This is a genomic window from Comamonas koreensis (assembly GCF_021026195.1).
Taxonomy (GTDB): domain Bacteria; phylum Pseudomonadota; class Gammaproteobacteria; order Burkholderiales; family Burkholderiaceae_C; genus Comamonas; species Comamonas koreensis.
In genome coordinates this window covers 137,581-162,902 of record NZ_JAJNCT010000028.1, presented here as the reverse complement: position 1 = coordinate 162,902, position 25,322 = coordinate 137,581, and the positions used below count along the sequence as shown (strand labels likewise).

Sequence of the window (25,322 nt, the reverse complement as noted above, 5' to 3'; positions counted from 1 at the left end):
CAGCAGCCCTGGAAAGCCTTGCCATGACTTTGACTACTTCTTCCGCACCGCTGCCGCTCAGCCGCAATGCCTTCGGCCGCCTGGTGTTTCTCAAGGACGGCGCCCCGCACCAGGTCAACCCGGTGCGCGCTTTTCCGCTGTCGGCCCCGTTGCACGGCATCTCCCTCATTGGTGAAGACGGCAAGGAAGTGCTGTGGATCGCCGATATGGAGGCCGTGGACCCGGCCGCCCGTGCACTGCTCGACGAGGACCTGGCCGCGCGCGAGTTCCAGCCGCTGATCGAGCGCATCCTCAGCGTCTCGACCTTCTCGGTGCCCAGCATCTGGACCTTGGAGACCGACCGGGGGCCCGTCCAGATGACCTTGAAAGCCGAGGAGGACATCCGCAAGCTGCACGGCCGCCAGAACCTGCTGATCACCTCGGCCGATGGTGTGCACTACCGCCTGCCCGATACCAACCGGCTGGACAAGGCGTCGCGCAAGCTGCTGGAGCGCTTTCTCTAAGCGGCTTATCCACACCCCCGTACCCCAGGCCCGGTTTTCCGGGCCTTGGTTTTTAGGGGGCCCTGGAGTGTTGTTCCTGTCCCCCTTGCTTTAGTCGGTCTGCCATTTGCAGGCATAATGCAATTCATTTGCAATAGTGGCGCGTCTGCCCCGGCTCTCGGGGGAGTGCGCCACTTGGTTTGATCGCCTGCCTCGCCCGTGTCTTCCCTGCGCTTCTTCCATCCCCTGTCTGTCTCGGCGCATGCGCCGAGGCCGCTGCGTGGCTGGGCGGTGGCGTTGCTGTGCTGGCTGTGTTTTGCGCAGCTGTGCATGCCGCTGCTGGGCAAGCTCCATGACATCAGCCACCTCTATGCCGGGGCGCTGCAGGCCGCTGTTGTAGCGACATCGTCGGCCTCGGCTGGCGAGCGCGACGGCAGCGATAGCGTGGTCGTCCCCGGCCATGGTGTGCATGACCTGTTTGGCAAGCACTCCGAAGCCGATTGCCAGGGCTTCTCGCACATGGCCTTGGGTGCCGGCCTGCTCTGCGATGCGCTGCAAGCGCCCTTGCTGCGGTCGGTGCAGGAAGCAGCACCGACCGTGCTGGCCATCTTGCTGCGGCAAAGCCCGGCGCTGTTCTTTGCGCGTGGCCCTCCCTCCCTCTCCCCCTCCTTGTTTCATTGACACGGCCGTTGACCCCTGAGCTTTGATGGTGCAGGGCAGCGCAGGCCGGTCTGTCTTGTTTTTTCCGCGCAGCTGCCGGGCGTTATGGCGCCTGGCCGGTTCAGCCCGCAGGGCGGGGCTGCGCCTGCACATGCTGGGGATGCATGTGCTTTTCGAGGGGTAGACCATGGGTTTCCATGCACAACAGGCGCAGCCGCTGATGGCGCGCACAGCAATTTTCAAGCCGCAGGCGCGTGATCTGCGTCCGGTGGCAGCAGCGGTGATCGGCCTGCTGCTGAGCAGCGCCGCGCTGGCGCAGAACGCTGAAGACAGCACGTCGGCAACCACCACCTTGCCCGAGGTGACGGTGTCGGCCAGCGGCACCAACCGCACGGTCGATGACATGACCACGCCGGTGAGCGTGCTGCAAGGCGATGAGCTGGTGCAAAAGCGCGGTGCCAGCCTGGGCGAGACGCTGGCCAATGAGCCCGGCATCCAGGCCACGCACTTTGGTGCCGGTGCCAGCCGCCCGGTGATTCGCGGCATGGATGGTGCGCGGGTCAAGGTGCTGAACGATGGCGCAGTGATCCAGGATGCCTCGACCATCAGCCCCGACCATGCCGTGGTGAGCGAGCCCATGCTGGCGACCCAGATCGAGGTGCTGCGTGGCCCCTCGGCGCTGATCTATGGCGCCGGCGCGATCGGCGGTGTGGTCAATGTGCTGGACAACAAGATCCCCACCAAGGTGCCGGAGAAGGGCTATGAAGGCCAGGTCGAAGTGCGCGCCGGCACGGGCGCCAATGATGCGGCGACGGCGCTGTCGCTGACGGCCGGCTCGGGCCCCTTTGCCCTGCATGTGGAGGGCATGGCCCGCAATGCCGATGACTACCGCGTGGGCAGCGGCTGGGGCCTGGGCAACAAGGTGGACGGCAGCCGCGCGCGCAATGCCGGCGGCAGCATTGGCCTGTCCTGGATCGGCGACAGCGGCTATGTGGGCCTGGCCTACACCCGCACCCAGGCACGCTACGGCCTGCCCGGCCACAACCACAGCTTTGAAGGCTGCCACACCCATGGTCTGCACTTGCACTGCGGCGGCCATGATGACCATGACCACGGCGAAGACGGCCATGACCATGACCACGACCATGAGGAAGAAGGCGTGCCGGTGGTGGACATGCACAGCGAGCGCTATGACCTGCGCTCCGAGTGGCGCCAGCCCTTCGCCGGCGTGTCGGCCATCCGTGTGCGCGGTGGCGTGACGCGCTACCACCACGACGAGATCGAGGGCGGCGAGATTTCCACCAGCTTCAAGAACCGCGCGCATGACATGCGTGTCGATGTGCTGCATGAGCCGATTGCCGGCTGGACCGGCCTGGTCGGCTTTGAGGCCGCGCAGCGCCGCTTCAGCGCCACCGGTGACGAAGCCTATGTTCAGCCGACCCGCACGCAAAGCCAGGGCGTCTACCTGCTGGAAGAGCGCCGCTTTGGCGACTTTGGCGTGGAAGCCGCACTGCGCCACGACTGGCAAAGCGTCTATGCCAATGACGACGGCCTGGTGCGCAAACACAAGGGCAATTCGCTGTCGCTGGGCGGCAGCTGGCGCTTTATGCCGGGTTACCGCCTGAGCGCCCATGTCACCTCGGCCAGCCGCCTGCCCACCGCCGAGGAGCTGTATGCAAGGGGCCTGCACATGGCCACCTCGACCTATGAGCTGGGCAACCCCGACCTGCGCAAGGAGCGCTCGGGCAATATCGACATTGGCATTGCACGCACCGCAGGCGACACGACCTACTCGGTCAATGTCTACCGCAACCGGGTGAACAACTACATCTACGGCCGCACCGTTGATGAGCATGAAGGCCTGCAGCTGCTGCAGTATGCGCAGCAGACCGCCACCTTCACCGGCCTGGAAGGCCAGATCCAGCACCGCATCGATGCGAACTGGACGGTGGGCGCCACCGGTGACCTGGTGCATGCCAAGCTCGAAGACGGCAGCAAGATTCCGCGCCTGGCCCCTGCCCGCGTAGGTTTGCGCGTGGCTGGCAAATGGGCCAACTGGCGCAGCGAGGCGCAGTGGCAGCTGGTCCAACGCCAGAACAAGGTGGCGGACTATGAAACCGAGACCCCGGGCTACGGCATGCTGAACTGGCGCGTGAGCTACCACCAGACCTCCAGCGATGGCACGCCATGGCAGATCTACCTGAAGCTGGACAACCTGACCAACAAGCTGGCCTACGTGCACACCTCGTTCATCAAGAACGCGGCGCCGCTGCAGGGCCGTGCGGTCTCGCTGGGCTTTATCAAGCAGTTCTAAGCTGCTGGCTGTAGAAGCCTGAACGCCAAAGCCGCTGTCTCCACCAGGAGCCAGCGGCTTTTTTGCGCCTGCGTGGGGCGCAGGCGATCAGAGGTTGGATATGCCGCTGCTCACATGCCCGGCCGGTACATGGGCTGCTGCGCTGGTTACATGGCCGGTCTGGTCGTCAAAGAAGAAGTCGGGCTCGAACTCGCGCAGGAACTCGCCCTTGGCCAGGCCGCCGAGGAACATGGTTTCATCGACGCCGATGTTCCAGTCCATCAGGGTGCGGATGGCGCGCTCATGCGCGGGGGCGCTGCGGGCGGTGACCAGCGCGGTGCGGATGCGCATCTGGCTTTGCGTGTCTTGCTGCAGCCGGTGCAGCGCGGCCAGCAGTGGTTTGAAAGGGCCATCGGGCAGCGGCCGGGTGGCATGTTCGATCTCATGGCGCTGGAACGCATCCAGCCCCTGGGCCTGGAAGACCCGCTCGGCCTCATCGGAGAACAGCACGGCATCGCCATCGAAGGCAATGCGCACTTCATCGGGGTGGCTGTCCTGCGCCTGGGCCGATTCGGTCAGCACCCGCGCGGCCGGAAAGCCCAGCTGCAGTGCCTGCTGCACATCGGTGGCATTGGCCGACAGGAAAAGGTGCGCGCCCAGCGGCTTGAGGTAGCGGAAAGGGTCGCGCCCCTGGGTGAACACCCCGCGCTGGATCGAATGCAGGCCATGGGCCTTGCAGCTGCGGAACACCCGCATGCCGCTGACCGGGTCATTGCGCGACAGCAGCACCACCTCGACCTTTTGCACCGTGCCGCTGTTGAAAGCCAGCAGCTTGCGCACCAAGGAGAATGCCACCCCCGGCGGCGCCGGAATATCCAGCCGCTGCAGCTGCAGCCGGGCATAGGCCTGGTCCTTGTCCTGCTCGAAAACCCGGTTTTCTTCTTCAAAGTTGAACAGCGCCCGCGAGGAGATCGCGACCACCAGCTTGTTTTCGAGAGTGGCAGCCATGGCCGTCCTTGTTGCTGAACTGGGGCCAATATAGCGCAGTGGCAGCGCGGTTGGTACTCAATACCAGGCTTGGGAGAATTGCGAAATAACCCGGCCGAGATGCTGCTGCATCGCCTGGCGCGCCTGCTCGGGCTGGCGCTCGGCAATCGCGGCGAAGATGGCCTGGTGGTCCTTGAGGCTGGCCTCGCGCAGCTGCTCGGAGTGGAAATGCTGCTCGATCTTGTCCCAGCGCGGGTCCTGGCGGGCGTTGTCCCACATGGCTTCCACCATGTGCTGCAGTACGCGGTTACCGGTGGCCTCGGCAATGGCGAGGTGAAAACGCCGGTCGGCCGCGTCGTAGGCGTCTTTGTCGGCCAGCTGCAGGCGCATGGTGGCCAGGGCGTCGAGCATGCGGTCCAGGTCGGCATCGCGGCGCTCGCTGGCAGCGGCGGCTGCTATCTCGGCCTCGACCAGCACGCGGGCGCGCAGGGTTTCCAGCGGGCCGGGGCCGGTGGGCACATCAAAGGCGGGCAGGCGGCTGGGGCCACTGGCACCCGTGGGCTGCAGGTAGATGCCCGAGCCCAGGCGCACCTCGACGAGGCCTTGCACCTCCAGCGCAATGATGGCCTCGCGCACGGCAGTGCGGCTGACGCCGAACATGTCGGCCAGGGTGCGCTCCGAGGGCAGGCGCTGGTCGGCCGCCGCGCTGTCGGCGGCGGTTTCTTCCAGGATTTTTCTGGCGAGGTCCTGGTAGGACCTGACACCGGTGGTGCGGCTGTCGTCGTCAACCGTCGGGACCAGCTTGTTGGGCATCTTGCGCGTATTCCGTTCATGGGCCACTCCGCCAAAACCGGAGGGCCAGCAGCAGTGTAAGCCGCCGTCTGGCCCAAATGCGGCAAATACCGAACATAGTGGTAAACCATCAATCTAAATGGTCTAGCCAGTTTGTAGAATTGGTCTAACCAGATTTTTGATTGCAGGAAAAGGTTCATCCATGAAGATGTCGTTTCGTTGGTTTGGCAGCTCGGACCCGGTGTCCCTGGCCTATATCCGCCAGATTCCCGGGGTCACGCATATCGTCTCGGCGATCTACGACGAGCCGGTGGGCGCCGTCTGGCCGCTGGCCAAGATCGAGGCGCTCAAGCAGCAGATCGAAGAGGCCGGCCTGGCTTTTGAGCTGGTGGAATCGGTGCCGGTGCACGAGGACATCAAGCTCGGCCGCGACAGCCGCGACCAGCTGATCGCCAACTACCAGCAAACCCTGCGCCATCTGGCCGCCGCCGGTGTGCAGGTCGTCTGCTACAACTTCATGCCGGTGTTTGACTGGACCCGCACCGAGCTGGCCAAGCAGCTGCCCGATGGCTCCACCTGCCTGGCCTTTGACAGCCGCATGGCCGACAGCATCGATGCGGAAAAAGGCATCTCGCTGCCTGGCTGGGACAGCAGCTACCGCAGCGACGAGCTGCAAGGCCTGCTGCAGGCCTACCGCCAGGTCGATGCCGAGCAGCTCTGGCAGAACCTGGCCTATTTTCTGCAGGCCGTCATCCCGGTGGCCGAGGAATGCGGCATCAAGATGGCCATCCACCCCGATGACCCACCGCGCCCGATCTTTGGCCTGCCGCGCATCGTGAAGAACCGCGACGACCTGGCCCGCATCGTCGACCTGATCGACAGCCCCGCCAATGGCCTGACCCTGTGCTCGGGCTCGCTGGGCGCCGGCCCGCAGAACAATGTCGAGGCGCTGGTGCGCGAGTTTGGCGGCCGGGGCCGCATCCACTTTGCGCATATCCGCAATGTGAAGGTGTCGCCTGACGGTGATTTCGAAGAAACCGCCCACCTCTCGACCTGCGGCTCGCTCGATATCGCGGCCATCGTCAAGGCCTACCACGATGTGGGCTTTGCAGGCTATGTGCGGCCGGACCACGGCCGCATGATCTGGGGCGAAACCGGCAAGCCCGGCTATGGCCTCTACGACCGGGCACTGGGCGCCGTCTACATCAACGGCCTGTGGGAAGCGGTGGACAAGTTCTCACCCGAGCAGCAAGACAGCGCAGCGCCTGCTGCAGTCTGATTTCAAACCAAGGAGACATAACAATGAAGACCAAGACAACACAGCACGCGATGCTGCGCCGCCAATTGACCCAAGGCCTGGCCCTGGGGCTGGCGCTGGGCACCGGCCTGGTCGGCACCCCGGCACTGGCGCAAACCGCCTACCCGACCAAGCCGGTCACCCTGATGGTGGGCTTTCCGCCAGGTGGTCAGACCGATTTTGCCGCCCGTGTGATCAGCAACAGCCTGGCGGCCAATCTGGGCCAGGGCGTGGTCATCGAGAACAAGGCCGGCGTCAACGGCAACCTGGGCTCGGCCGACATCATGCGCTCAGCCCCCGATGGCTACCGCATGCTGGTGGGCAATGGCTCGATGACGGTGACCCCGCATGTCTTCCCGACCCTGGGCATTGTGGACCCTACCAAGTTTGTGCCGGTGGGCATTCTGCTGCAGTCGCCGCTGGTGCTGGTGGTGCCGGCCGCGTCGCCGGTGAAGGACTTTGCGCAGTTTGCCGCCCTCGTCAAGGAGCGCGCCAAGGCTGGCAAGGGTGTGGACTATGGCACCCCGGGTGCCGGTTCGCTGGTGCATGTGACCACCGAGCTGATGCGCGAGCGCCTGGGCAGCCCGGCGATGAACCATGTGCCTTACAAGGGCAGCGGCCCGGCCGTGATCGACCTGATGGCCGGCCGCATCGAGGCCATGTTTGATGCCACCTCGGTGTTTGATCCCTATATCAAGTCCGGCAAGGTGCGCGCCATCATGGTGACCAGCAGCAGCCGCGTGGCCTCGTTGCCCGATGTGCCGACCCCCGCCGAAGTGGGCCTGAAGGATTTCGAGATCATCTCCTTCATCGGCATGTACGGCCCGCCCGGCACCCGCCCGGAGGTGGTGCAAAAGCTCAATGCCGCCATCAACACGGTGCTGAAGGAGCCAGCGGTTATCCGCAGCTTTCAGGAACGTGGTGACCAGCCGGGCGGCGGCACGCCTGAGCAGCTGGATGCGATGACGCGCGCGCAGTACAAGCTCTGGGGCGATGTGGTCAAGGCCAACAAGATCCACGCGGAGTAAGGGCTGAGCCAGGCCAGGCGCGCCGCACGGCGCCCTGGCCTGCAGCGTTCAGCGCACAAACTGGTTGAGCTGGATGATGGGCATGAGCACCGCCATCACGATGATGCCAACTACGATGCCCATGCCGACAATCAGCAGCGGCTCCAGGATGGTGGCCAGGCGCATTGCGCGGCGCTTTACATCGCCGGCCAGCTGGTTGGCCACGCGCTGCAGCATTTGCGGCAGCTCGCCGGTCTGCTCGCCCAGGCGGGCAAACATCGACAGCAGCGCGGGGTAGCGCTTTTTCTGGGCCAGGGCCGATGCCAGCGGTGCGCCCTCGCGCACCATGTCCAGCGCATCGATGGCATCCTGGCGCATGGCCTGGTTGGAGACGGTTTGCGCAGCGGCCTGCAGCGCCTTCAAGATGGGCACGCCGGCATTGCTGAGCATGGCCAGGGTCGAGGCAAAACGGGCGGCATTGTAGTTGCGCGAGAGCTTGCCGATGACGGGCAGCTGCAGCCAGCCGGCATCAAAGCGCTGGCGAAAGGCAGGCTGGCGCAGCGACAGGCGCAGCATCACGGTGCCGACAATAGCCAGGCCCGCGCCCAGCCACCACCAGTGGCGGATCAGGTCGCTGAAGCCCAGCATGATGCGGGTGAGCAGCGGCAGCGCATGCTTGGTGCCCGAGAACACCTCGGCCACCTGCGGCACCACATAGCTCATCAGCACCATCACCACGACAAAGGCAAAGCAGGTAACGATGGCCGGGTAGAGCGAGGCACCGATGAGGCTGTTCTTGAGCTGGTCGCGCTCTTCCAGATCATCGGCCAGCCGCGACAGCACCTGGTCCAGGTGGCCGCTGTGCTCGCCCGCATCGATCACGGCGCGGTAGATCTGCGAAAAATCACGGGGGTAGAGGGCCAGCGACTTGGCAAAGGTGGAGCCGCCATTGACCTCGGCGCGCAGGCTGGCCACCAGCTGGCGCTGGGGCTCGCTGTCGATCTCTTCGATCAGCGCGGTCAGCGCCCGCTCCAGCGGCAGGCCGGAGCTGATGAGGCCGGCGAGCTGGCGCGTCCAGACTGCCAGGCTGGTGGCATTGAAGACCGCGCGCCGGCTGCGCACCGTGCTGGCACCGCTGTCGTCGACATCGCCCAGCGGCTCGACCGCCAGCGGCACCATGGCCTGGGCACGCAGCAGGCTGCGTGCCGCCTTGGCGCTGTCGGCTTCGATCATGCCCTTGCGGGTCTGGCCCTGGGCGTCTAGAACTTCGTACGAAAAAGCGGGCATGGACTGGTGGATAAAACAAGGTGGCGCCACGGCCACCCCGGGCTATTGTGCCTGATCCACGTGGCATGCAGATGGCAGCGGCCCGATCAGGCAGCGGCTGCGCTGGGCATCTGCACGGGGCCATCGAGCGCATCGGCACGCTGGGCGGCGGGGCGCTGCAGCAGCGGCAAGGCGTAGTCCTGGAAGGCGGGCAGGCTTGGCAGGGTGCCTTCCTGCATGCTCCAGCCGATATAGCTGGCCAGGTACAGGTCGGCCGCAGTGAAATGGTCGCCACAGGCATAGCGCTTGCCGGTCACCGCCAGCTGCAGGCTGCGCAGCACATCGTCAAAACGGCCATAGCCGGCCGACAGCGCCTGGCGCTCGCTCTGGTTCTGCAGCCAACCCTCCGCCTTGGCGGTGGATACCGCCTCGACCGGTCCGGCCACAAAGAACAGCCAGCGGTAGTAGCTGCCGCGCTCGGGGCTGTCCAGCGCCGGTGCCAGCTTTTTCTCGGGGTAGAGGTCGGCCAGGTAGGCCAGGATCGCGCCGGTCTCGCTCACCATCGTGTCGCCATGCTGCAGCGCCGGCACCTTGCCCATGGGGTTGAGCGCCAGGTAGTCGGGCGACTTCATCGTGCCGCCAAACTCCAGCCGCACCGGTTCATAGACGGCGCCGCACTCTTCCAGCATCCAGCGCACCATGCGGGCGCGGGACTGGGGGTGGTAGAAAAAGCGCAGCGGGGCGTTGTTGGGGGTCATGTCTTGGTCCTTCGGGTGACAGGCAAAATCGCCATGCCCCGTAGGTTAGGCAGGGAGGCTGACAGAAACTGTCAGCAGCTGACATGGCGCCGCAGGTTCTTAGGACCAGCCGTCCAGGGTATAGCCGGTCTCTGCTAACCACTGCTGGAGGAGGCTGTGCCGGCTTTGCGGATAGCGCTCCTGCAGCTCCTGCATCGCATGCACCCGGTCGGCCCGAAAGTGGCGAAAGCCCTGGCGCAGCTCGCACCAGGCGGACACCACCCGGCTGCGGTCGAAATAGGCCATCGCGAAGGGCCAGACCAGGCGCTCGGTCAGGCGGCCGTGCTGGTCTTCGTAGTGCAACACCACCTTGTGCTCGGCACGGATCGCGCGGCGCAGCCCGGTCTGCCAGGTTTCGGGCTGGGGGTTGGGCTGCATGTTGGGGACCATCAGGCCGCTGGTATCGACTGCAATGCGCAGCTCCAGCGGCAGGGCGCTGCGGATACGGTCCATCGCAGCGCTGGCGGCACTGGCCAGCTGCGGGTCGGCCTGCAGGCTGGCCCAGCGCGCGCCCAGCAGCAGGGCCTCCAACTCATCGGCGTTGAACATCAGCGGCGGCAGCAAAAAGCCGGGCCGCATCTCAAAGCCAATGCCGGGATCGCCCTCTATCGCTGCGCCTTGCTCGCGCAGGCTGGCGATATCACGGTAGAGGGTACGCAGGCTCACTTCCAAGGTCTGGGCCAGCGCCGGGCCGGTTTGGGGCTGGCGGGCGCGGCGCAACAGATCGAGCAGGCGGAGCAGGCGGGCAGGGCGGGACATCGCGCAAGCATAGCCGGTCTGCCAGCCCTGCAACCGGCTCAGCTCGGCGCTTTTTGCCCGATCTCGAAATTCGCCTGGATCTCCAGCGCGCGCACCAGGCCGGAATGGTCCCAGCCCGCGCCGCCATGGGCCACGCAGCTGTTGAACAGCTCCTGCGCCTGGGCGGTGTTGGGCAGCGCCACGCCAAGCTGGCGTGCGCTGGACAGCGCCAGGTTCAGGTCCTTTTGGTGCAGCGCGATGCGGAAGCCGGGATCAAACGTGCGCTGGATCATGCGCTCGGCATGCACCTCCAGAATCTTGGACGAGGCAAAGCCGCCGAGCAGCGCCTGGCGCACCCGCGCCGGATCAGCACCAGCACGCGATGCAAACAGCAGGGCCTCGGCCACCGCCTCGATGTTCAAGGCAACGATGATCTGGTTGGCCACTTTGGCGGTCTGGCCGTCGCCGTTCTCGCCGACCAGGGTGATGTTCTTGCCCAGGGTCTCGAACAGCGGCTTGACCCGTTCAAAGGCTGCTTCCGGGCCACCCACCATGATGGACAGGGTCGCGTTCTTGGCCCCCACCTCGCCGCCCGATACCGGCGCATCCAGGTACTGCGCGCCCAGCGCCGTGATGCGTTTGGCAAAGTCCTTGGTCGCTACCGGCGAGATGGACGACATATCGACCACAATCTTGCCGCTGCTGCCCTTGAGGCCGGCGGCCAGGCCATCAGCCGCAAACAGCACTTGCTCGACGTCGGGCGTGTCGGGCACCATCACAAAGACGATATCGGCCCGCTCGGCCACACCGCGCACCGATGTGCATTGGGTGGCTGAGCTTTCTGCGATGTGGGCCGGCACCTTGCCGCGCGTGTTGATGAACAGCTGGTGGCCGGCGGCGATCAGGTGGCTGCACATGGGCGCGCCCATGATGCCCAGGCCGATAAAGCCCAGTTTGAGTGGCGTTGCATGCATGCAGAAATCTCCTTGGTTTTTTATGGATAAGGGTGTGTGGCTCTGGCGCGATCAGGCGGTGGCCGTCGCCCGCTTCTGGCCCGCCACGGTCTGCAGCCAGTGCAGGCCTGCCTCGGTGCTCTGCGCGGGCTTGTATTCGCAACCCACCCAGCCGCTGTAGCCGATGCGGTCCAGGTGTGCGAACAGGAAGGGGTAGTGGATCTCGCCCGTGCCCGGCTCGTGGCGTCCCGGGTTGTCGGCCAGCTGCACATGGCCGATGCGGGCCAGGTGCTTTTGCAGGGTGGCGGCCAGCTCGCCTTCGCTGCGCTGGGCATGGTAAATGTCGTACTGCACAAAGGCATTGGCGGCGCCGACTTCATCCAGAATGGCCAGTGCCTGGTCGGTGCGGCTCAGGTAGAAGCCGGGGATGTCGAAGGTATTGATGGGCTCGACCAGCAGGCGCAGGTCGGCCATCTTCAGCGCCGCAGCGGCAAAGCGCAGGTTGTCGACCAGGGTGCGACGCAACGTGGCGGCATCCACACCGGCGGGCGCCTTGCCGGCCAGGCAGTTGAGCTGGGGCACGCCCAGCGCATGGGCATAGGTGACGGCCTTGGCAACGCCGGCGCGGAATTCATCCACCCGCCGGGGATCGCAGGCAATGCCGCGCTCGCCGGCCTCCCAATCGCCCGCAGGCAGGTTGTGCAACACAATCTGCAGGCCCGTCGCATCGAGCCGCTGCTGGATCTCTTCGACGCTATGGGCATAGGGAAACAGAAACTCCACGGCCTCAAAACCGGCCTGGGCGGCGCGCTCAAAGCGTTCGAGAAAGGGCACTTCGGTAAACAGCATGCTGAGGTTGGCAGCAAAACGGGGCATGGCAAAACTCCGGTTAAAAAACGAGGGGCTCTTCAATCCAGCAGCGCGAGGGCGCTGGGGGCGTCGGCCTTGTCGGTGGCCAGGCCTTCGAACTCGACGACGTTGTCGATCTCGGTGCCCATCGCGATATTGGTCACCCGCTCCAGAATGCATTCGATGACGACCGGCGTGCGGTGCTCGGCCATCCAGGCCTCGGCCTGCTCCATTGCGGGCGCAAAGTCTTCGGGGCGGTGCACGCGGATGGCCTTGCAGCCCAGGCCTTCGACGACCTTGATGTGGTCCACGCCATAGCCGCGTGCGGCCTCGTCGGCATCCATGTTGATGTTGTCAAAGGCAAGCTGCACGCAGTAGTCGATGTTGAAAGCGCGCTGCGCCTGGCGGATCAGGCCCAGGTAACTGTTGTTGACCAGCACATGGATGTAGGGCAGCTTGAACTGCGCGCCCACGGCTAGCTCCTCGATCATGAACTGGAAGTCGTAGTCGCCCGACAGCGCGACGATCTTGCGCTGCGGATCGGCCACGCGCACGCCGAGCGCAGCGGGGGTGGTCCAGCCCAAGGGGCCGGCCTGGCCGCAATTGATCCAGTTGCGCGGCTTGTAGACATGCAGAAACTGCGCCCCGGCAATCTGCGACAGCCCAATGGTGGAGACATAGGTGGTGTCGCGGTCCAGGCTCTGGTTCATGCACTGGTAGACGCGCTGGGGCTTCATCGGCACGTTGTCGAAGTTGGTCTTGCGCAGGTAGTCGATGCTGTTCTTGCGGCCCTGGCAGTCGGCCACCCAGGCGCTGCGGTCGCGCAGCTTGCCAGCGGCCTTCCAGTCCTTGGCGACGGCGACGAACTGCTCCAGCGCGGCCTTGGCATCCGAGACGATGCCGAAGTCAGGCGCAAACACGCGGCCAATCTGCGTGGGCTCGATATCGACATGGATGAACTTGCGGCCCTTGGTGTAGACATCGACCGAGCCGGTATGGCGGTTGGCCCAGCGGTTGCCGATGCCCAGCACAAAATCCGAGGCCAGCATGCTGGCGTTGCCATAGCGGTGGCTGGTTTGCAGACCACACATGCCAGCCATCAAGGGATGGTCATCGGGGATGCTGCCCCAGCCCATCAAGGTGGGGATCACCGGCAGATGGAGGGTCTCGGCCAGTTCCACCAGCAGGTCGGCGGCATCGGCGTTGATGACGCCGCCGCCGCTGACGATCAGCGGGCGCTCGGCGGCATTGAGCATGGCGATGGCCTTTTCGGCCTGCTTGCGCGTAGCGGCAGGTTTGTAGACCGGCAGGGGCTCGTAGGTGTCGATGTCGAATTCGATCTCGGCCAGCTGCACATCGATGGGCAGGTCAATCAGCACCGGGCCGGGGCGGCCTGAGCGCATCAGGTGGAAGGCCTGCTGGAAGGCGCCGGGCACCTGGGCGGGCTCCAGCACGGTAGCGGCCCACTTGGTCACGGTCTTGGCGATGGAGGCAATGTCCACAGCCTGGAAGTCTTCCTTGTGCAGCCGGGCGCGCGGCGCCTGGCCGGTGATGCACAGGATCGGGATCGAATCGGCGCTGGCCGAGTACAGCCCGGTGATCATGTCGGTGCCGGCCGGCCCGCTGGTGCCGATGCAGACGCCGATATTGCCTGCCACAGCGCGGGTATAACCCTCGGCCATGTGGCTGGCGCCTTCGACATGGCGGGCCAGGATATGGCCGATGCCGCCATGCTCCTTCATCGCTGCGTACAGCGGGTTGATGGCAGCGCCAGGAACGCCGAATGCGACGCTCACACCTTCTTTTTCCAGCACGCGGACTGCGGCTTCGATCGCTTTCATTTTGGCCATGGGGTCTCCTTTACAGCTGGGATCGACTGTAGGGAAGCCAGGCGTTTGCCGGAAGGCGCAGGCGGACCATAAAATTTATTCCACCCAGGAATGGACGGCACGGCACTGCATGCCGCATCATCGGGCGCAGAGGCGCTAAGAACCTGTTCCAAGAAGCGCCCTGCGTGTGACTTGCGGCATGCCAGGCCGCAGCAATCCCAGGAGACACAACCATGGACCGACTCGATGCCATGCACATGTTTGTGCGCGTGGTGGAAACGGGCAGCTTCACCAAGGTGGCGCAGGAGTTTTCATCGACCCAGCCCACGGTGACCAAGCAGGTGGCAGCGATGGAGGCGCGGCTCAAAGTGCGCCTGCTCAACCGCAATACGCGGGGCGTGAGCCTGACCGAGGCGGGTGCGCTGTACTACGAGAAATGCAAGCGCATCGTCAGCGATGTGGCCGATGCCGACAATGTGGTGCAGGTGCGGCAGACGCAGGTGCAGGGCCAGCTGCGCATTGGCAGCTCGGTGGCGTTTGGGCGGCGCGTGCTGATTCCGCTGGCGATGGATTTCATGAAGCACAACCCGCAGGTGCAGGTGGACCTGAGCTTTGAAGACCGCTACACCGACCTGGTGGCCCAGGGCATCGATGTGGCGCTGCGCCTGGGCAAGCTGGCGGATTCATCGCTGGGCGCGCGCATGCTGGGCGTCAATCCCTGGGTGCTGGTGGCCTCGCCCGCCTACCTGCGCAAGCACGGCACGCCGCGCCGGCCTTCAGACCTGAAAGAGCATTCGGCGCTGATCTACAGCAGCGTGCAGGGCAATGATGTCTGGCGCCTGCGCAATGCCAGTGGCGAGTCCGTTTCCGTGCCCGTCACGGGTCGGCTGCGCTCCAACAACCTCTCGGCCTTGCTGGCCGCTGCGCGCTCGCACATGGGCGTGGCTGCACTGCCGCGCTATGTGGCGCATGAGTCGCTGAAGGCGGGCCGCGTGGTCGAGGTGCTCAAGACCTGCCGCCTGCCCGAGCAGGAGATCCACGCCGTCTACCCCTCGCCGCGCCTGGTGCCGCAAAAGGTGCAGTCCTTTATCGCGTTCTTGCAGGGCAGCTTTGATGCGGCCTGGTGGGAGAACCTGCCCCAAGGCGGCTAGGCGCGGGGCGTCCGCCCAGCTGGCTGCCCGCATCACAGAATCAGAATGGCGCGGAAATCGTTGACATTGGTGTGCGTGGGCCCGGTCACCACCAGGTCGCCCAGCGCCTCGAAAAAGCCATAGGCATCGTTGCGGTCCAGGTGGTCGCTGAGGCGCAGCTGCAGCGCCGCAGCGCGCTGCAATGTGTCGGGTGCCACACGCGCGCCGGCATTGTCTTCCACACCATCGATACCATCGGTATCGGCCGCCAACGCCCAGACACCGCCCTGGCCTTGCAGGGCCTGCGCCAGGCCCATGCAGAACTCGCCTGCGCGCCCACCGCGCCCCTTGGCCGCCCCGGGCTGGCGCGGGCGGATGGTGACGGTGGTCTCGCCCCCCGAGAGGATGACGCAGGGTTTGGCGAACGGGCTGCCGTAGCGGGCCACGGCACGTGCCAGCGCCGCATGCATCTTGCCGATCTCGCGCGACTCGCCCTCGATCTCATCGGACAGCACATGGGCGGCGATACCGGCGGCGACGGCGGCTTGGGCTGCAGCATCCAGCGATTGCTGAGGCGTGGCGATCAGATGCACCTCATGGCCGGCAAAGCGTGGATCGCCGGGCTTGGGCGTCTCCAGCGATCCATCCTCCAGCGCGGCGCGCAGGCTGTCGGGCAGCGGGATCTGGTAGCGGTTCAGAATCGCCAGCGCCTCGGCGCAGGTCGAGGCATCGGGCACCGTGGGGCCGCTGGCGATGACCGAGGGATCGTCGCCGGGCACATCGCTGATGGTCAGGGTCACCAGCTTGGCGGGGTAGCAGGCAGCGGCCAGGCGCCCGCCCTTGATGCGCGAGAGGTGCTTGCGCACGCAGTTCATCTCGCCAATGGCGGCACCGCTGTCCAGCAGGGCCTGGTTGATGCGCTGCTTGTCCTGCAGGCCCATGCCTTCGGCGGGCAAGGTCAGCAGCGCCGAGCCACCGCCCGAGATCAGGCAGAGCACCAGGTCATCGGCGGTCAAGCCTTGGGTCAGCGCCAGTATGCGTTCGGCCGCCGCCAGGCCGGCAGCATCGGGTACCGGGTGTGCGGCTTCGACCACCTCCAGGCGCTGGGCCAGCCCTGGGGGGCGGGGCGGAATATGGCCGTAGCGCGTGACGACCAGGCCCGACAGCGGCGCATCCTGGGGCCAGAGGGCTTCGAGCGCCTGCGCCATCGAGCCGCCTGCCTTGCCGGCGCCCAGCACCAAGGTGCGCCCTTTGGGCGGTGGCGGCAGGTACTGCGCCATGCTGTGCAGCGGTTGCGCGCGCTGCACAGCGCGCTGGTACAGGTCCAGAAGAAACTGCTGGGGATCGCGCCGGGGATCGGCCAGCGCTGGGGATGGGGTGTGGCTCATGCGGTAGGTCTCCGCTGGCCATTATGAAAGCAGGCGGCGCGTGCAGGTGGAATAGACGTTATTCCTGGCCACCGCTGTACAGCTGCGCGATCTAGCCCGGTGGCGTGCGGTTGCCCCAGTCGGTGTAGAACACACCCGCCGTGTCCTTGCGGATGTAGACATAGGCCGGGCCGGCATGGGTGTCGCCATGGGCATGGGCCTTGTCGGGAATGCGCCAGTAGTAGACGGTGCCATCCATCTCGGCAAAGTGGCCGATGTACTGCAAATCCTCGGCACGCACCGGGTCGGCGCTGCTGAGCGACTGGCCCAGTTCCATGCGCACATAGCGGGGCACGGAGCGCTCCTGGGCTTCCGTCAGGCCTGTGCTGCCCAACCAGGGGGCCTGCTCCTGCACCTCGGCCTCGTTCTGCAATTGCTCTTGCTTGGTACGGTATTCGCGGCGGAACTCGGGCGTTTGCATGTGCGCGGCCAGCGCGGGGTCTTCGTTGCCGGCGCTGGTCTGGGGCTGGGCGGCCGCTGCAGGCGGGGCCACGGCCGGCGCGGCCTGCTGGGCCTGGGGCGCCGGTGGGGGATCGTCGGGTGGCTGCTGCATGCAGCCGGCCAGCAAGGTGCAGGCCGTCAATGCCGCTGGCAGGGTGGTTCTATAGGGGACAGACATGGCGCAAGCATAGCCTGGGTGAGGCGGGACCGGCGCCGCCTTTACTTAAAAAAGGGCGCCGATCAGGGCGAAAGGCGCAGGCTAAGCCGCTGTTTAGGCGGCGTAGCCTGCACGCAAGGCCTGCGTCGCAATATCGAGCGAGCGCAGACGCAAATCGCCATCATAGATATCGCAAACCAGCATCAGTTCGTCGGCCCCGGTGTGCTGGGCCAGCACCTTCAGGCGCTGCTGCACCCGCTCGGGCCCGCCAATGGATGCCACGGCCAAAAAGCCTTCGATCGCCTGGCGCTCGGCCATGTTCAGGCTGTCCATAAAGCCTTCGACCGGTGGCGGCAGCAGACCGCGCTTGCCGGTCACAATGCCCAGCACGCGCTGGTAGGTGCTGCTGGCGAGGAACTCGGCCTCGCTGTCGGTAGGCGCTGCAATCACCGGCGCGCCGACGATCACATAGGGCTTGTCCAGGGTGGCCGAGGGCTTGAACAGGTCGCGGTACAGCTGCACGGCCTGCTGCAGCATGCGCGGCGCAAAGTGCGAGGCAAAGGCATAGGGCAGGCCCAGGTGCGCGGCCAACTGGGCCGAGAACAGGCTCGATCCCAGCAACCACAGTGGCACATTGGTGCCAGCGCCCGGCGTGGCCACCAGCTTTTGCCCAGGTTGGGCGGGGCCCAGCAGGCGCTGCAGCTCCATCACATCGCGGGGGAAATCTTCTTCGGTCTCGACCCGGTCACGGCGCAGCGCGCGCATCGTCATGCCATCGGTGCCCGGCGCGCGGCCCAGGCCCAGGTCGATACGGCCCGGGTAGAGCTCGGCCAAGGTGCCAAAGGCCTCGGCCACCACCAGCGGTGCATGGTTGGGCAGCATGATGCCGCCCGAGCCCACACGGATGTGCTGGGTCGCCCCAGCCACATGGCCGATCAGCACGGCCGTGGACGAGCTGGCAATGCCCGGCATGTTGTGGTGTTCGGCCATCCAGTAGCGCGTAAAGCCGAGCGACTCGACATGCTGCGCCGTGCGCACGGCCAGTTGCAAAGCCTGGGCAACGGTGCCGCCTTCGCGCACGGCCACCAGGTCCAACATCGAAAGCGCGGGGGGTGTTTTTGTCTCAGTCATGCGGACATTCTTGCCTAGGCAAATATCCTTTGCTGACTGTGGGTATGGGGGAAATGCGTAGGCCGGAGCCTTGTTTTAGTCAGACCGAGGCAGCGCAAAAGCTGCCTGAATTCAGCGCTGCCGAATCGCCCGTGCGCAGCTGATGCCCACCAGAATCCCCCAGAGCAGCACCAGCAGCGCCGTCGCCAGGTAGCGCTCGCCTTGCTGCATCGCAAACCAGGAGATCACCAGCGCCATCAGGCCGGCGATACGCATCAGCCGGCGCAGCTGCGCGGTGGACATGCGCGGCTGAAAATGGCGCAGCGCTGCCAGGCTGGCGATGGCCAGCACGGTGAGCCAGAGAAACAACATGCCGCCGTAGGGCGCGACGAGGGTATTGAGCGATTCCAACATGGGGCGATTGTGTCAAATCGCCAATACCCGTTGGCGCGGGCGGCGCCTACGGGGTAATAGAACGTGTTTACGATCTCTACGCAGCCGCGTTGGAGTGCAATCGGGATGAGTTCGAAGGGCTGGTCCGCAGCTTGCACCGGGGTGCAAGCAAGGGCCAGCGCGAAGAAATCGCCCGATTTCACTCCAACCCGTAGGGACGGGGGTTTTGCGGGCGGTCTGCGTCGTTGCAAATCCTCGCAATAGCATGGCTATTGCTGCGGTATTGCGCCTCGCATCCCATCCCGCAAAACCACTGTCGCGGCGCGAGGAGATCGTAAACACGTTCTTAGACAATTGTGGTTAATCGCGGGTGACGCGCACAACTTCTTCTGCGCTGGTGATACCTTCGCGCACCAGGCGCTCGCCGTCCTCGCGCATCAGGTGCATGCCGTTGGCCATCGCCTGGTTGCGGATCTCGGACTCGGGTGCCTGGGCGTGGATCTGGGCGCGGATGGCCTCGTCCACCACCAGCAACTCAAAGATCCCGGTGCGGCCCCGGTAGCCGCTGGGGTCGCTGTCGTCGATGCGGCGCACCAGGCGCTGCGCCAGCACGCCCAGCAGCGAGGAGGACAGCAGGAAGGGCTCGACGCCCATGTCGGTCAGGCGGGTGATGGCGCTGGTTGCATCGTTGGTGTGCAAAGTGGCCAATACCAAGTGACCGGTCAGCGAGGCCTGGATGGCGATCTGCGCGGTTTCGAAATCGCGGATTTCACCAATCATGATGATGTCCGGGTCCTGGCGCAGGATGGCGCGCAGCGCCTTGGCAAAGGTCAGGTCGATCTTGGGGTTGACCTGGGTCTGGCCGATGCCTGACAGCTCGTACTCGATCGGGTCCTCCACCGTCATGATGTTGCCCTGGCTGGCATCGAGCCCGCTGAGCGCCGCATACAAGGTGGTGGTCTTGCCCGAGCCGGTGGGGCCGGTCACCAGCACGATGCCGTGCGGCTGGGCCACCAGTTTTTCAAAGCGTTCCAGGGTCTCGCCCTGCATGCCGACCGAGCCCAGGCTGAGCTTGGACTCGCTCTTGTCGAGCAGACGCAGCACGGCGCGCTCGCCATGGGCGCTGGGCAGGGTGGAGACCCGCACATCGATAGCGCGGGTGCCCAGGCGCAGGCTGATGCGGCCGTCCTGGGGCAGGCGTTTTTCCGAGATGTCCAGGTCGGCCATGATCTTGAGGCGCGAGATCAACGCCGCATGCAGCGCGCGGTGGGGTTGCACCACTTCGCGCAGCGAGCCATCGATGCGAAAGCGCACGCTGGAATGGCGCTCATAGGGCTCGATGTGGATGTCCGAGGCGCCGTCGCGTGCCGCCTGGGTGAGCAGTGCGTTGAGCATGCGGATGATGGGCGCATCGCCTGCCGATTCGAGCAAGTCCTCGACGGCGGGGATGTCCTGCATCATGCGCGAGAGGTCGGTGCCTTCTTCCACCTCGCTGATCACGGTGGCGGCGTTGGATTCGCTGTGCGAGTAGGCGGCGCTGATGCGCTGTGCCAGCTCGGCATCGCCCAGCTGGGCCAGGTGCTGCACGGGGTACTTGCGCAGCACCTCGGACAGCGCGGAGCCCTGGGGCTGCGCGCCGTGCCAGAGCAGGTGCTGGCCGGCATCTTCTTCCAGCAGCAGCTGGCTGCTGCGCGCAAAGGCATAGGGCAGGGGGTGACGCATGGGTTCGGCTCTCTGTGCGCGCTATCAGGGCTCGAAGCGCATGCCTTGCGGCGTCACGGTCAGCGGGCGGGACTCGATCACTGGCGTCTCGGAGTAGCCCAACGGCGTGCCCGAGGTCTGCTGGCCCATCGGCGTGATGATGGACGAGTCGTTGATCGGCACGCGCGTGCTTTGCTCAGGCTGGGCGGCAATCTGCGCGCCGCGCATCAGCTCGTAGCGGTCCATGCTGACCTGCTGGGTGGCGGCGGCATCGCGCATCACCACGGGACGCAGGAAGACCATCAAGTTGGTCTTCTTGCGCGAGCGGGTGTCACTGCGGAACAGCGCGCCAATGCCGGGGATATCGCCCAGGTAAGGCACCTTCTGCACCGAGCCGGAGTACTGGTCTTGCAGCAGGCCGCCGATCACGATGACCGAGCCATCGTCCACCAGCACGGTCGATTCGATCGAGCGCTTGTTGGTGGTGGGGCCGTTGGCATTGGTGGTCGTGCCGTCGAGCACGTTGGAGGTTTCTTGGTAGATCGTCAGCTTGACGGTGCCATTGGCATTGATCTGTGGGCGCACACGCAGGGTCAGGCCCACGTCCTTGCGCTCCACCGTGGTGAAGGGGTTGACGGTGCTGCTGCCAGTGCTGTTGGCGTAGGAGCCGGTGACGAAGGGCACGTTCTGGCCGACCAGAATCTGCGCTTCCTGGTTGTCCAGGGTCAGCAGGTTGGGGGTGGCCAGCACATTGCCATCGGCATTGGACTGCAGCAGGTTGGCCAGCGCGCCCAGCACATATTCGCCGTTGTGCTTGAAGGCGATGCCGGCGTTCATGCCGGCGCTGGGCAGGGTGCTGTAGGTGCCGTTGGCAATGCCGGCGGCCAGGTTGAACAGGTTGGCACCGCCCACGGTGAAGTTGTTGCCGATGACGCCGACGACGTTGTTGCCCTGGCCCAGCAGGCTCTGCCACTGCACGCCAAACTGCGCGGCCTTCTCGGCGCTGACTTCGACGATCAGGCTCTCGACCAGCACCTGGGCGCGGCGGCTGTCGAGCTGGTCGATGACCGCGCGGATCTGGCGGTACAGCGGCTCGGGCGCCGTGATGATCAGCGAGTTGGTGGCCGTGTCGGCCTGGATGATGCCGCCGGTGGCACTGCCGCTGTCGCCGGAGGTGCCCAGCGAGGTGCCCGTGCCCAGGCGTGCACCTGAACCCAAGCCGCCTGCGCTGCTATTGCTGGCGCTGCTGCCCAGCGTGCCGCTGGTGCTGCCGCTGAGCGAGGTAAGGCCGCTGCGCGTGTTGGTGCTCAGGCCGCCACTGCTGCCGCTGCTCGACAGGTTGGTGGAGGGGCTGGCGCTGTTGCCGTCCTGGCCGGCCAGTGCCGCGCGCAGGGTGGTGGCCAGTGCGGTGGCATCGGCATTGCGCAGGTAGACCACATGGATATTGCCCGAGGCATTGCCGCCACGGCTGGGGCTGTCGAGCTTGCCGATCAGCATCTTGGCCTGCGACAGGCGTGCCGGGTTGGCCGCGCGCAGCAGGATGCTGTTGGTGCGCGGGTCGGCCAGCACCGAGGTGCGGTAGGCGTTGTCGGTCTGTGCGGCGCCGGGGGCTGCACCGGTGGTGGCGCTGCCGCTGGCGGACACGGTCTGGCCGCCTTCCAGCAGGCGCTGCAGCATGGGCACGATGTCGGTGGCGACTGCGTGTTCCAGCTGCACCACTTCCACATCGCTGGCGTTGGCCACATCCATCGACGCGATGATGCGCGAGAGGCGCTGCAGGTTGTCGGCGTAGTCGGTGATGACCAGGGAGTTGTTGCCCGGGTTCACATTGATGGTGTTGTTGGGGCTGATCAGCGGACGCAGCACCGGCACCAAGTTGTTGGCGCTCTCGAAGTTGAGCTTGAAGATCTGGGTGACGATCTGGCCGCCACCGGGCACCTGGCCGCCGGCGCCGCCCTGGGTGATGCGCACCGTGCCGCCCTGCAGCTTGGCATCGGCCTCGGGCACGACCTTGTAGAGGCCTGCGGCCTCGACCACGGTGTAGTTCTGCAGGCGCAAGGCCGCCAGGAACTGCTCGAAAGCGGCTTGCGGCGAGACGGGCCGGTCGGTCACCAGGTTCATCGTGCCCTTGATGCGCGGATCTACCACCACGCTCTTGCCGGTGATGGTGGCCATGGTGCGCGCGATGGACTCGATGTCGGCATTGGCAAAGTTCAGGGTCACCGGCTCGCCCGCACGGATGCTGGCGGTGCCGGTGGTGATGGCGGTTTGCGCAAGCGCCGCGCCATTGCCGCCCATTAGAAGGACGCTTGCTGCGATGGAGTGCAGCGCAAATCGATAAATGGGAGAGTGGTAATGCATCATATGTTCAACCAACCGAGAGCAGCACGCGGCTTCCGCTGCGCTGCCCAATCATAGTCAATAGATTTGCGAGAGCTGCCTCGCGCCCTTCGGCAGCCCAGGCTTCCCCCTGAAAACGCAGGCGCTGGCCCACCCATTGGCCCTGGCCTCTGAGCTGGAGCGCGCCATCCAGGGTGGACAGCTGCAAGCTGGTGCTGTCACCGCCTTGCAGTTGCAGGCGGTAGCTGCCTAGCGGCTGTATCGTGGACAGGCGGGAGGTCACCGCCATCACATCGAGATCGGCGCCGCCCTCGACCTGCAGTCGCCCGGCATTGAGCGCGAGCGACAGATCACGGGTCTTGAGCAGCAGCTGGCCCTGGGGCTGGATGGTGTTCCATGGCGTGCCCAGGCCCACCAGCAGCGATGCCGGCCAGCGGCTTTCATGCGCGCCCAGTTGCACCTTGGCACCGCCCCAGTGGGGCTGAATGCGGATGGGCATGGGCGCGGCCATGCAGCAGCTGGCATTCCAGTGCATGTTGAGGCCGCGCAGGCTGGGGCGCAGTGCCCAGTCCACCCGGCCGGGCAGGGCCATCTGGTCGCGGCTGGCCTGGCCACCAGTAAATACCCATTGGGCTGAACCGTTCCAGACGGTGCCACGCGGCTCGCGCAGCTGCAGCTGGCCCTGGCTGGCCCAGGCCAGGCCCTGCGCCAACCAGTGCGCTGGCGCAAACAGTACCAGCGCGGCCAGGCCGCCGGTGCAGGCGCCCACTGCTGCCCAGCGCCAGGGCGCACGGGCGCTGCCGTGGGGCAGGGTGGGGTTCGAGTGTTGCCGGGCCATGCGCTGTGTGCCGCTTACTGGGCCGGCAACTGCAAGACGATGTTGCCCGACCAGGTGGGCGCGGCAGCGGGGCCTGCGCCCTTGGCCGGCTCGTCGCGGGTCAGGCGCAGCTCGGTGGCAATCGCATGCGCATTGGCACGCACCTGGCCCAGCCAGCGCTGGGTGGAGGCAGCCGAGGCGCGGCTCAACGTGACGGTTACGCGTTCGCCCAGCACGGCCAGCTTGGCGCTGGTGCCCAGCTGCTGCGTGAGCGAGGCTTCGAGTTGCTGGCGTGCCTGCGTGGCGGTGATCGTCGTGGCCGATTGCAGCTGGCGCGCTTCGGCCTGCAGTGCCTGCATGCGGGCGAGTTGCTGGTCCAGCTGGGCATGTGCGGCGGGCGCGCTGCGCCAGGTTTGCAGCACCGGCGCAATCGCCAGCCACCACAAGAGCGCAATCAGCACCACGCCAGCGGCCAGGCTGACGCCCCGGCGCTCACGCGCATCCAGCGCGCGCCAGCGTTGGCGCAGCAGTTGGGCTGCGGAGGACGAAGCCGCTGCAGATGCCGACGGTCGGGAGGAGTTCTTCTTCATGGCTGGGCCTGCGCGCGGATGACCCACTGGTCGTTTTGCATCTGGGCCTGCAGGCCCTGGGCTTGCAGTTTCTGGCTGAATGCATCAAAGCCATCGGTGGGCAGGCCGCGCAGGCGCAGCTCGCCGCCACTGTATTCGACCGTGCTGGGCACCGTCCCGGCGGGCAGGCTGGCCAGCGCCTGGCCAGCGGCGGCCAGCAGCGGTTCGGCGTCTGACGGCGACAAGCCGCCCGAGGCCTGGCGCAGGTTGGCCACTTCGCGCGCCATTTGCACGGGCGCATCGACCACGACTTGCACATTGGGGAAGGCCTGGGTCAAGGTGCTGCGCACCAGTGTGCCTTTGGCCTGCAGCTGCTGGCGCTCTTGCCAGGCCCAGATATTGGCACCCACGAGCGTAAGCACCACCAGGGCCAGCACGGCCCAGCGCGCCGGGCGCCATGCCGGGGCATGCAGCACATCATTGAGGCCGCTGCCCAGGCGCCGCTGCAGCCGGTTGCGCCCGCTGTTGGCAAATTCGAGCTGTGCCAGGTCCCAGTCGCTGCGTGCGGCATCGCGCATGGTTTGTGCGGGGCTGTAGAGCTGCACCGGGCGCTGCAGCCAGTGCTCGGCAGTGCTGACCACGGCCGGCTCGGCATGCACGATGCTGTCGGGCCCGAGCGGGGGCAGCAGCGCTGCGCTCTCGCGCGAGACGGGCAGCACCAGCACCGCATCGGCGCTGTCGGTGCCAAACACCACGGCCTGCGCCAGCTCAGGGCTGCCGGTGACGAGGATCTGCGCGCCATCGGGTGCGGGCTCACCCGGTGCATGGCTGGGCACCACACGGGCTACGGCGCGGCCTGCGGCTTCCAGCGCCTGCAGGTGCTCGCGCAGCCACTGGCGCGGGCAGCAGGCGATCCAGATGGGTTCGCCCTGGCCGGTGGCACGGGTATCGGGTTGCAAGGCGAAGTGCAATTGGGCCGGGTCGTCCAGCAGGCGCTCTTCGAGCAGGCCTTCGAGCACGGCACGCAGCCGGGGCGAGCCTGGGCCTACGCCTTGGGGCAGGCTGACCCGTTGCCAAGACAGCATGGCCGCGGGCACCACGGCGACCACTTCACCGGCGCGGCCGGGTTGGGGCAGCAGGCCGGCGGTGGTGCTGCCTTGCTGGCCGATGGTCACGCCATCGGGCGACAGGGCATAGCTGTAGCTCCAGGCCGAGCTGGGCCCTGTATCTGGCCCCGAGGCCAGCGGCAGTGAAATCAGTAAGGTACTCATGAGCGTGTTGTGCGCT

The 25,322-nt window shown here is 66.1% G+C and carries 23 protein-coding genes; 6 read left to right on the top strand and 17 right to left on the bottom strand.

Features of this window, described 5'->3' with window-relative positions:
- The first annotated feature begins 23 nt into the window (after positions 1-23).
- The 3 genes from LPW39_RS20065 to LPW39_RS20055 all read left to right on the top strand — a co-directional run bounded on the left by LPW39_RS20065 (position 24) and on the right by LPW39_RS20055 (position 3,456).
- Complete coding sequence (locus LPW39_RS20065; protein ID WP_230779190.1) at positions 24-503, top strand: cyanophycin metabolism-associated DUF1854 family protein; 480 nt, start codon at positions 24-26, stop codon at positions 501-503.
- Positions 504-701: 198 nt separating this feature from the next.
- Positions 702-1,163 (top strand): hypothetical protein, encoded by a 462-nt coding sequence (locus LPW39_RS20060; RefSeq protein WP_230779187.1) that lies wholly within the window; start codon positions 702-704, stop codon positions 1,161-1,163.
- Between the two features lie 199 nt (positions 1,164-1,362).
- Entirely contained in the window at positions 1,363-3,456 is a 2,094-nt protein-coding gene (locus tag LPW39_RS20055) for a TonB-dependent receptor domain-containing protein (RefSeq protein WP_230779185.1), read from the top strand.
- An 87-nt stretch (positions 3,457-3,543) separates the two neighbouring features.
- Here LPW39_RS20055 and LPW39_RS20050 read toward each other — a convergent pair whose 3' ends face one another.
- Positions 3,544-4,443, bottom strand: a complete 900-nt coding sequence (locus tag LPW39_RS20050) for a 5'-nucleotidase (protein ID WP_230779182.1) — start codon at positions 4,441-4,443, stop codon at positions 3,544-3,546.
- Between the two features lie 57 nt (positions 4,444-4,500).
- Entirely contained in the window at positions 4,501-5,235 is a 735-nt protein-coding gene (locus LPW39_RS20045; protein ID WP_230779179.1) for a FadR/GntR family transcriptional regulator, read from the bottom strand.
- A 181-nt stretch (positions 5,236-5,416) separates the two neighbouring features.
- Between LPW39_RS20045 and uxuA the strand changes: the two genes are divergently transcribed.
- Both uxuA and LPW39_RS20035 read left to right on the top strand, forming a co-directional pair.
- A complete protein-coding gene (gene uxuA, locus LPW39_RS20040) occupies positions 5,417-6,493 on the top strand; it encodes a mannonate dehydratase (RefSeq protein ID WP_230779176.1) in 1,077 nt (358 codons plus the stop codon).
- A gap of 23 nt (positions 6,494-6,516) precedes the next feature.
- The gene (locus LPW39_RS20035) at positions 6,517-7,539 is read left to right on the top strand and encodes a Bug family tripartite tricarboxylate transporter substrate binding protein (protein WP_230779173.1); all 1,023 of its coding nucleotides are present in this window, start codon (positions 6,517-6,519) and stop codon (positions 7,537-7,539) included.
- Between the two features lie 48 nt (positions 7,540-7,587).
- Here LPW39_RS20035 and gspF read toward each other — a convergent pair whose 3' ends face one another.
- The 6 genes from gspF to gcl form a co-directional block, all read right to left on the bottom strand.
- Complete coding sequence (gene gspF / locus LPW39_RS20030) at positions 7,588-8,805, bottom strand: type II secretion system inner membrane protein GspF (protein WP_230779170.1); 1,218 nt, start codon at positions 8,803-8,805, stop codon at positions 7,588-7,590.
- 86 nt (positions 8,806-8,891) lie between these two features.
- Positions 8,892-9,542, bottom strand: a complete 651-nt coding sequence (locus tag LPW39_RS20025) for a glutathione S-transferase family protein (protein ID WP_230779167.1) — start codon at positions 9,540-9,542, stop codon at positions 8,892-8,894.
- Positions 9,543-9,641: 99 nt separating this feature from the next.
- The gene (locus LPW39_RS20020; RefSeq protein ID WP_230779164.1) at positions 9,642-10,340 is read right to left on the bottom strand and encodes a helix-turn-helix transcriptional regulator; all 699 of its coding nucleotides are present in this window, start codon (positions 10,338-10,340) and stop codon (positions 9,642-9,644) included.
- Positions 10,341-10,378: 38 nt separating this feature from the next.
- A complete protein-coding gene (locus LPW39_RS20015; protein WP_230779161.1) occupies positions 10,379-11,293 on the bottom strand; it encodes a 2-hydroxy-3-oxopropionate reductase in 915 nt (304 codons plus the stop codon).
- A 51-nt stretch (positions 11,294-11,344) separates the two neighbouring features.
- Positions 11,345-12,148 (bottom strand): hydroxypyruvate isomerase, encoded by an 804-nt coding sequence (gene hyi, locus LPW39_RS20010; RefSeq protein WP_230779158.1) that lies wholly within the window; start codon positions 12,146-12,148, stop codon positions 11,345-11,347.
- A 32-nt stretch (positions 12,149-12,180) separates the two neighbouring features.
- The gene (gene gcl / locus LPW39_RS20005; protein WP_230779155.1) at positions 12,181-13,971 is read right to left on the bottom strand and encodes a glyoxylate carboligase; all 1,791 of its coding nucleotides are present in this window, start codon (positions 13,969-13,971) and stop codon (positions 12,181-12,183) included.
- A 212-nt stretch (positions 13,972-14,183) separates the two neighbouring features.
- Between gcl and LPW39_RS20000 the strand changes: the two genes are divergently transcribed.
- Complete coding sequence (locus LPW39_RS20000; RefSeq protein WP_230779153.1) at positions 14,184-15,101, top strand: LysR family transcriptional regulator; 918 nt, start codon at positions 14,184-14,186, stop codon at positions 15,099-15,101.
- Positions 15,102-15,133: 32 nt separating this feature from the next.
- Here the strand turns inward: LPW39_RS20000 and LPW39_RS19995 are convergent, their stop codons facing one another.
- From LPW39_RS19995 to gspL, 9 genes are all read right to left on the bottom strand, one after another.
- Positions 15,134-16,468, bottom strand: a complete 1,335-nt coding sequence (locus LPW39_RS19995; protein ID WP_230779151.1) for a glycerate kinase type-2 family protein — start codon at positions 16,466-16,468, stop codon at positions 15,134-15,136.
- A 91-nt stretch (positions 16,469-16,559) separates the two neighbouring features.
- Positions 16,560-17,126: a hypothetical protein gene (locus LPW39_RS19990; RefSeq protein WP_230779148.1), complete on the bottom strand. Its 567-nt coding sequence runs from the start codon at positions 17,124-17,126 to the stop codon at positions 16,560-16,562.
- Positions 17,127-17,219: 93 nt separating this feature from the next.
- On the bottom strand, positions 17,220-18,236 hold the full coding sequence (locus LPW39_RS19985) for an LLM class flavin-dependent oxidoreductase (protein ID WP_230779145.1): 1,017 nt from the start codon (positions 18,234-18,236) through the stop codon (positions 17,220-17,222).
- Between the two features lie 111 nt (positions 18,237-18,347).
- Entirely contained in the window at positions 18,348-18,629 is a 282-nt protein-coding gene (locus LPW39_RS19980; protein ID WP_021025524.1) for a hypothetical protein, read from the bottom strand.
- Positions 18,630-18,968: 339 nt separating this feature from the next.
- Positions 18,969-20,330 (bottom strand): GspE/PulE family protein, encoded by a 1,362-nt coding sequence (locus LPW39_RS19975; RefSeq protein ID WP_230779142.1) that lies wholly within the window; start codon positions 20,328-20,330, stop codon positions 18,969-18,971.
- A 24-nt stretch (positions 20,331-20,354) separates the two neighbouring features.
- Positions 20,355-22,673, bottom strand: a complete 2,319-nt coding sequence (gene gspD / locus LPW39_RS19970; RefSeq protein ID WP_407928883.1) for a type II secretion system secretin GspD — start codon at positions 22,671-22,673, stop codon at positions 20,355-20,357.
- A gap of 4 nt (positions 22,674-22,677) precedes the next feature.
- Positions 22,678-23,487: a type II secretion system protein N gene (gene gspN, locus LPW39_RS19965; protein WP_230779136.1), complete on the bottom strand. Its 810-nt coding sequence runs from the start codon at positions 23,485-23,487 to the stop codon at positions 22,678-22,680.
- Between the two features lie 14 nt (positions 23,488-23,501).
- A complete protein-coding gene (gspM, locus tag LPW39_RS19960; protein ID WP_230779133.1) occupies positions 23,502-24,056 on the bottom strand; it encodes a type II secretion system protein GspM in 555 nt (184 codons plus the stop codon).
- The gene (gspL, locus tag LPW39_RS19955) at positions 24,053-25,306 is read right to left on the bottom strand and encodes a type II secretion system protein GspL (RefSeq protein ID WP_230779130.1); all 1,254 of its coding nucleotides are present in this window, start codon (positions 25,304-25,306) and stop codon (positions 24,053-24,055) included. Before gspL ends, gspM begins: the two co-directional genes overlap by 4 nt.
- Between the last annotated feature and the right edge of the window lie 16 nt (positions 25,307-25,322).

What these genes read in the sequence shown, in the direction of transcription:
- LPW39_RS20065 (WP_230779190.1), top strand. Translation starts at nt 24, where the DNA reads ATGACTTTGACTACTTCTTCCGCACCGCTGCCGCTCAGCCGCAATGCC.
- LPW39_RS20055 (WP_230779185.1), top strand. Translation starts at nt 1,363, where the DNA reads ATGGCGCGCACAGCAATTTTCAAGCCGCAGGCGCGTGATCTGCGTCCG.
- LPW39_RS20050 (WP_230779182.1), bottom strand. Translation starts at nt 4,443, where the DNA reads ATGGCTGCCACTCTCGAAAACAAGCTGGTGGTCGCGATCTCCTCGCGG.
- LPW39_RS20045 (WP_230779179.1), bottom strand. Translation starts at nt 5,235, where the DNA reads ATGCCCAACAAGCTGGTCCCGACGGTTGACGACGACAGCCGCACCACC.
- uxuA (WP_230779176.1), top strand. Translation starts at nt 5,417, where the DNA reads ATGAAGATGTCGTTTCGTTGGTTTGGCAGCTCGGACCCGGTGTCCCTG.
- LPW39_RS20035 (WP_230779173.1), top strand. Translation starts at nt 6,517, where the DNA reads ATGAAGACCAAGACAACACAGCACGCGATGCTGCGCCGCCAATTGACC.
- gspF (WP_230779170.1), bottom strand. Translation starts at nt 8,805, where the DNA reads ATGCCCGCTTTTTCGTACGAAGTTCTAGACGCCCAGGGCCAGACCCGC.
- LPW39_RS20025 (WP_230779167.1), bottom strand. Translation starts at nt 9,542, where the DNA reads ATGACCCCCAACAACGCCCCGCTGCGCTTTTTCTACCACCCCCAGTCC.
- LPW39_RS20020 (WP_230779164.1), bottom strand. Translation starts at nt 10,340, where the DNA reads ATGTCCCGCCCTGCCCGCCTGCTCCGCCTGCTCGATCTGTTGCGCCGC.
- LPW39_RS20015 (WP_230779161.1), bottom strand. Translation starts at nt 11,293, where the DNA reads ATGCATGCAACGCCACTCAAACTGGGCTTTATCGGCCTGGGCATCATG.
- hyi (WP_230779158.1), bottom strand. Translation starts at nt 12,148, where the DNA reads ATGCCCCGTTTTGCTGCCAACCTCAGCATGCTGTTTACCGAAGTGCCC.
- gcl (WP_230779155.1), bottom strand. Translation starts at nt 13,971, where the DNA reads ATGGCCAAAATGAAAGCGATCGAAGCCGCAGTCCGCGTGCTGGAAAAA.
- LPW39_RS20000 (WP_230779153.1), top strand. Translation starts at nt 14,184, where the DNA reads ATGGACCGACTCGATGCCATGCACATGTTTGTGCGCGTGGTGGAAACG.
- LPW39_RS19995 (WP_230779151.1), bottom strand. Translation starts at nt 16,468, where the DNA reads ATGAGCCACACCCCATCCCCAGCGCTGGCCGATCCCCGGCGCGATCCC.
- LPW39_RS19990 (WP_230779148.1), bottom strand. Translation starts at nt 17,126, where the DNA reads ATGTCTGTCCCCTATAGAACCACCCTGCCAGCGGCATTGACGGCCTGC.
- LPW39_RS19985 (WP_230779145.1), bottom strand. Translation starts at nt 18,236, where the DNA reads ATGACTGAGACAAAAACACCCCCCGCGCTTTCGATGTTGGACCTGGTG.
- LPW39_RS19980 (WP_021025524.1), bottom strand. Translation starts at nt 18,629, where the DNA reads ATGTTGGAATCGCTCAATACCCTCGTCGCGCCCTACGGCGGCATGTTG.
- LPW39_RS19975 (WP_230779142.1), bottom strand. Translation starts at nt 20,330, where the DNA reads ATGCGTCACCCCCTGCCCTATGCCTTTGCGCGCAGCAGCCAGCTGCTG.
- gspD (WP_407928883.1), bottom strand. Translation starts at nt 22,673, where the DNA reads ATGATGCATTACCACTCTCCCATTTATCGATTTGCGCTGCACTCCATC.
- gspN (WP_230779136.1), bottom strand. Translation starts at nt 23,487, where the DNA reads ATGGCCCGGCAACACTCGAACCCCACCCTGCCCCACGGCAGCGCCCGT.
- gspM (WP_230779133.1), bottom strand. Translation starts at nt 24,056, where the DNA reads ATGAAGAAGAACTCCTCCCGACCGTCGGCATCTGCAGCGGCTTCGTCC.
- gspL (WP_230779130.1), bottom strand. Translation starts at nt 25,306, where the DNA reads ATGAGTACCTTACTGATTTCACTGCCGCTGGCCTCGGGGCCAGATACA.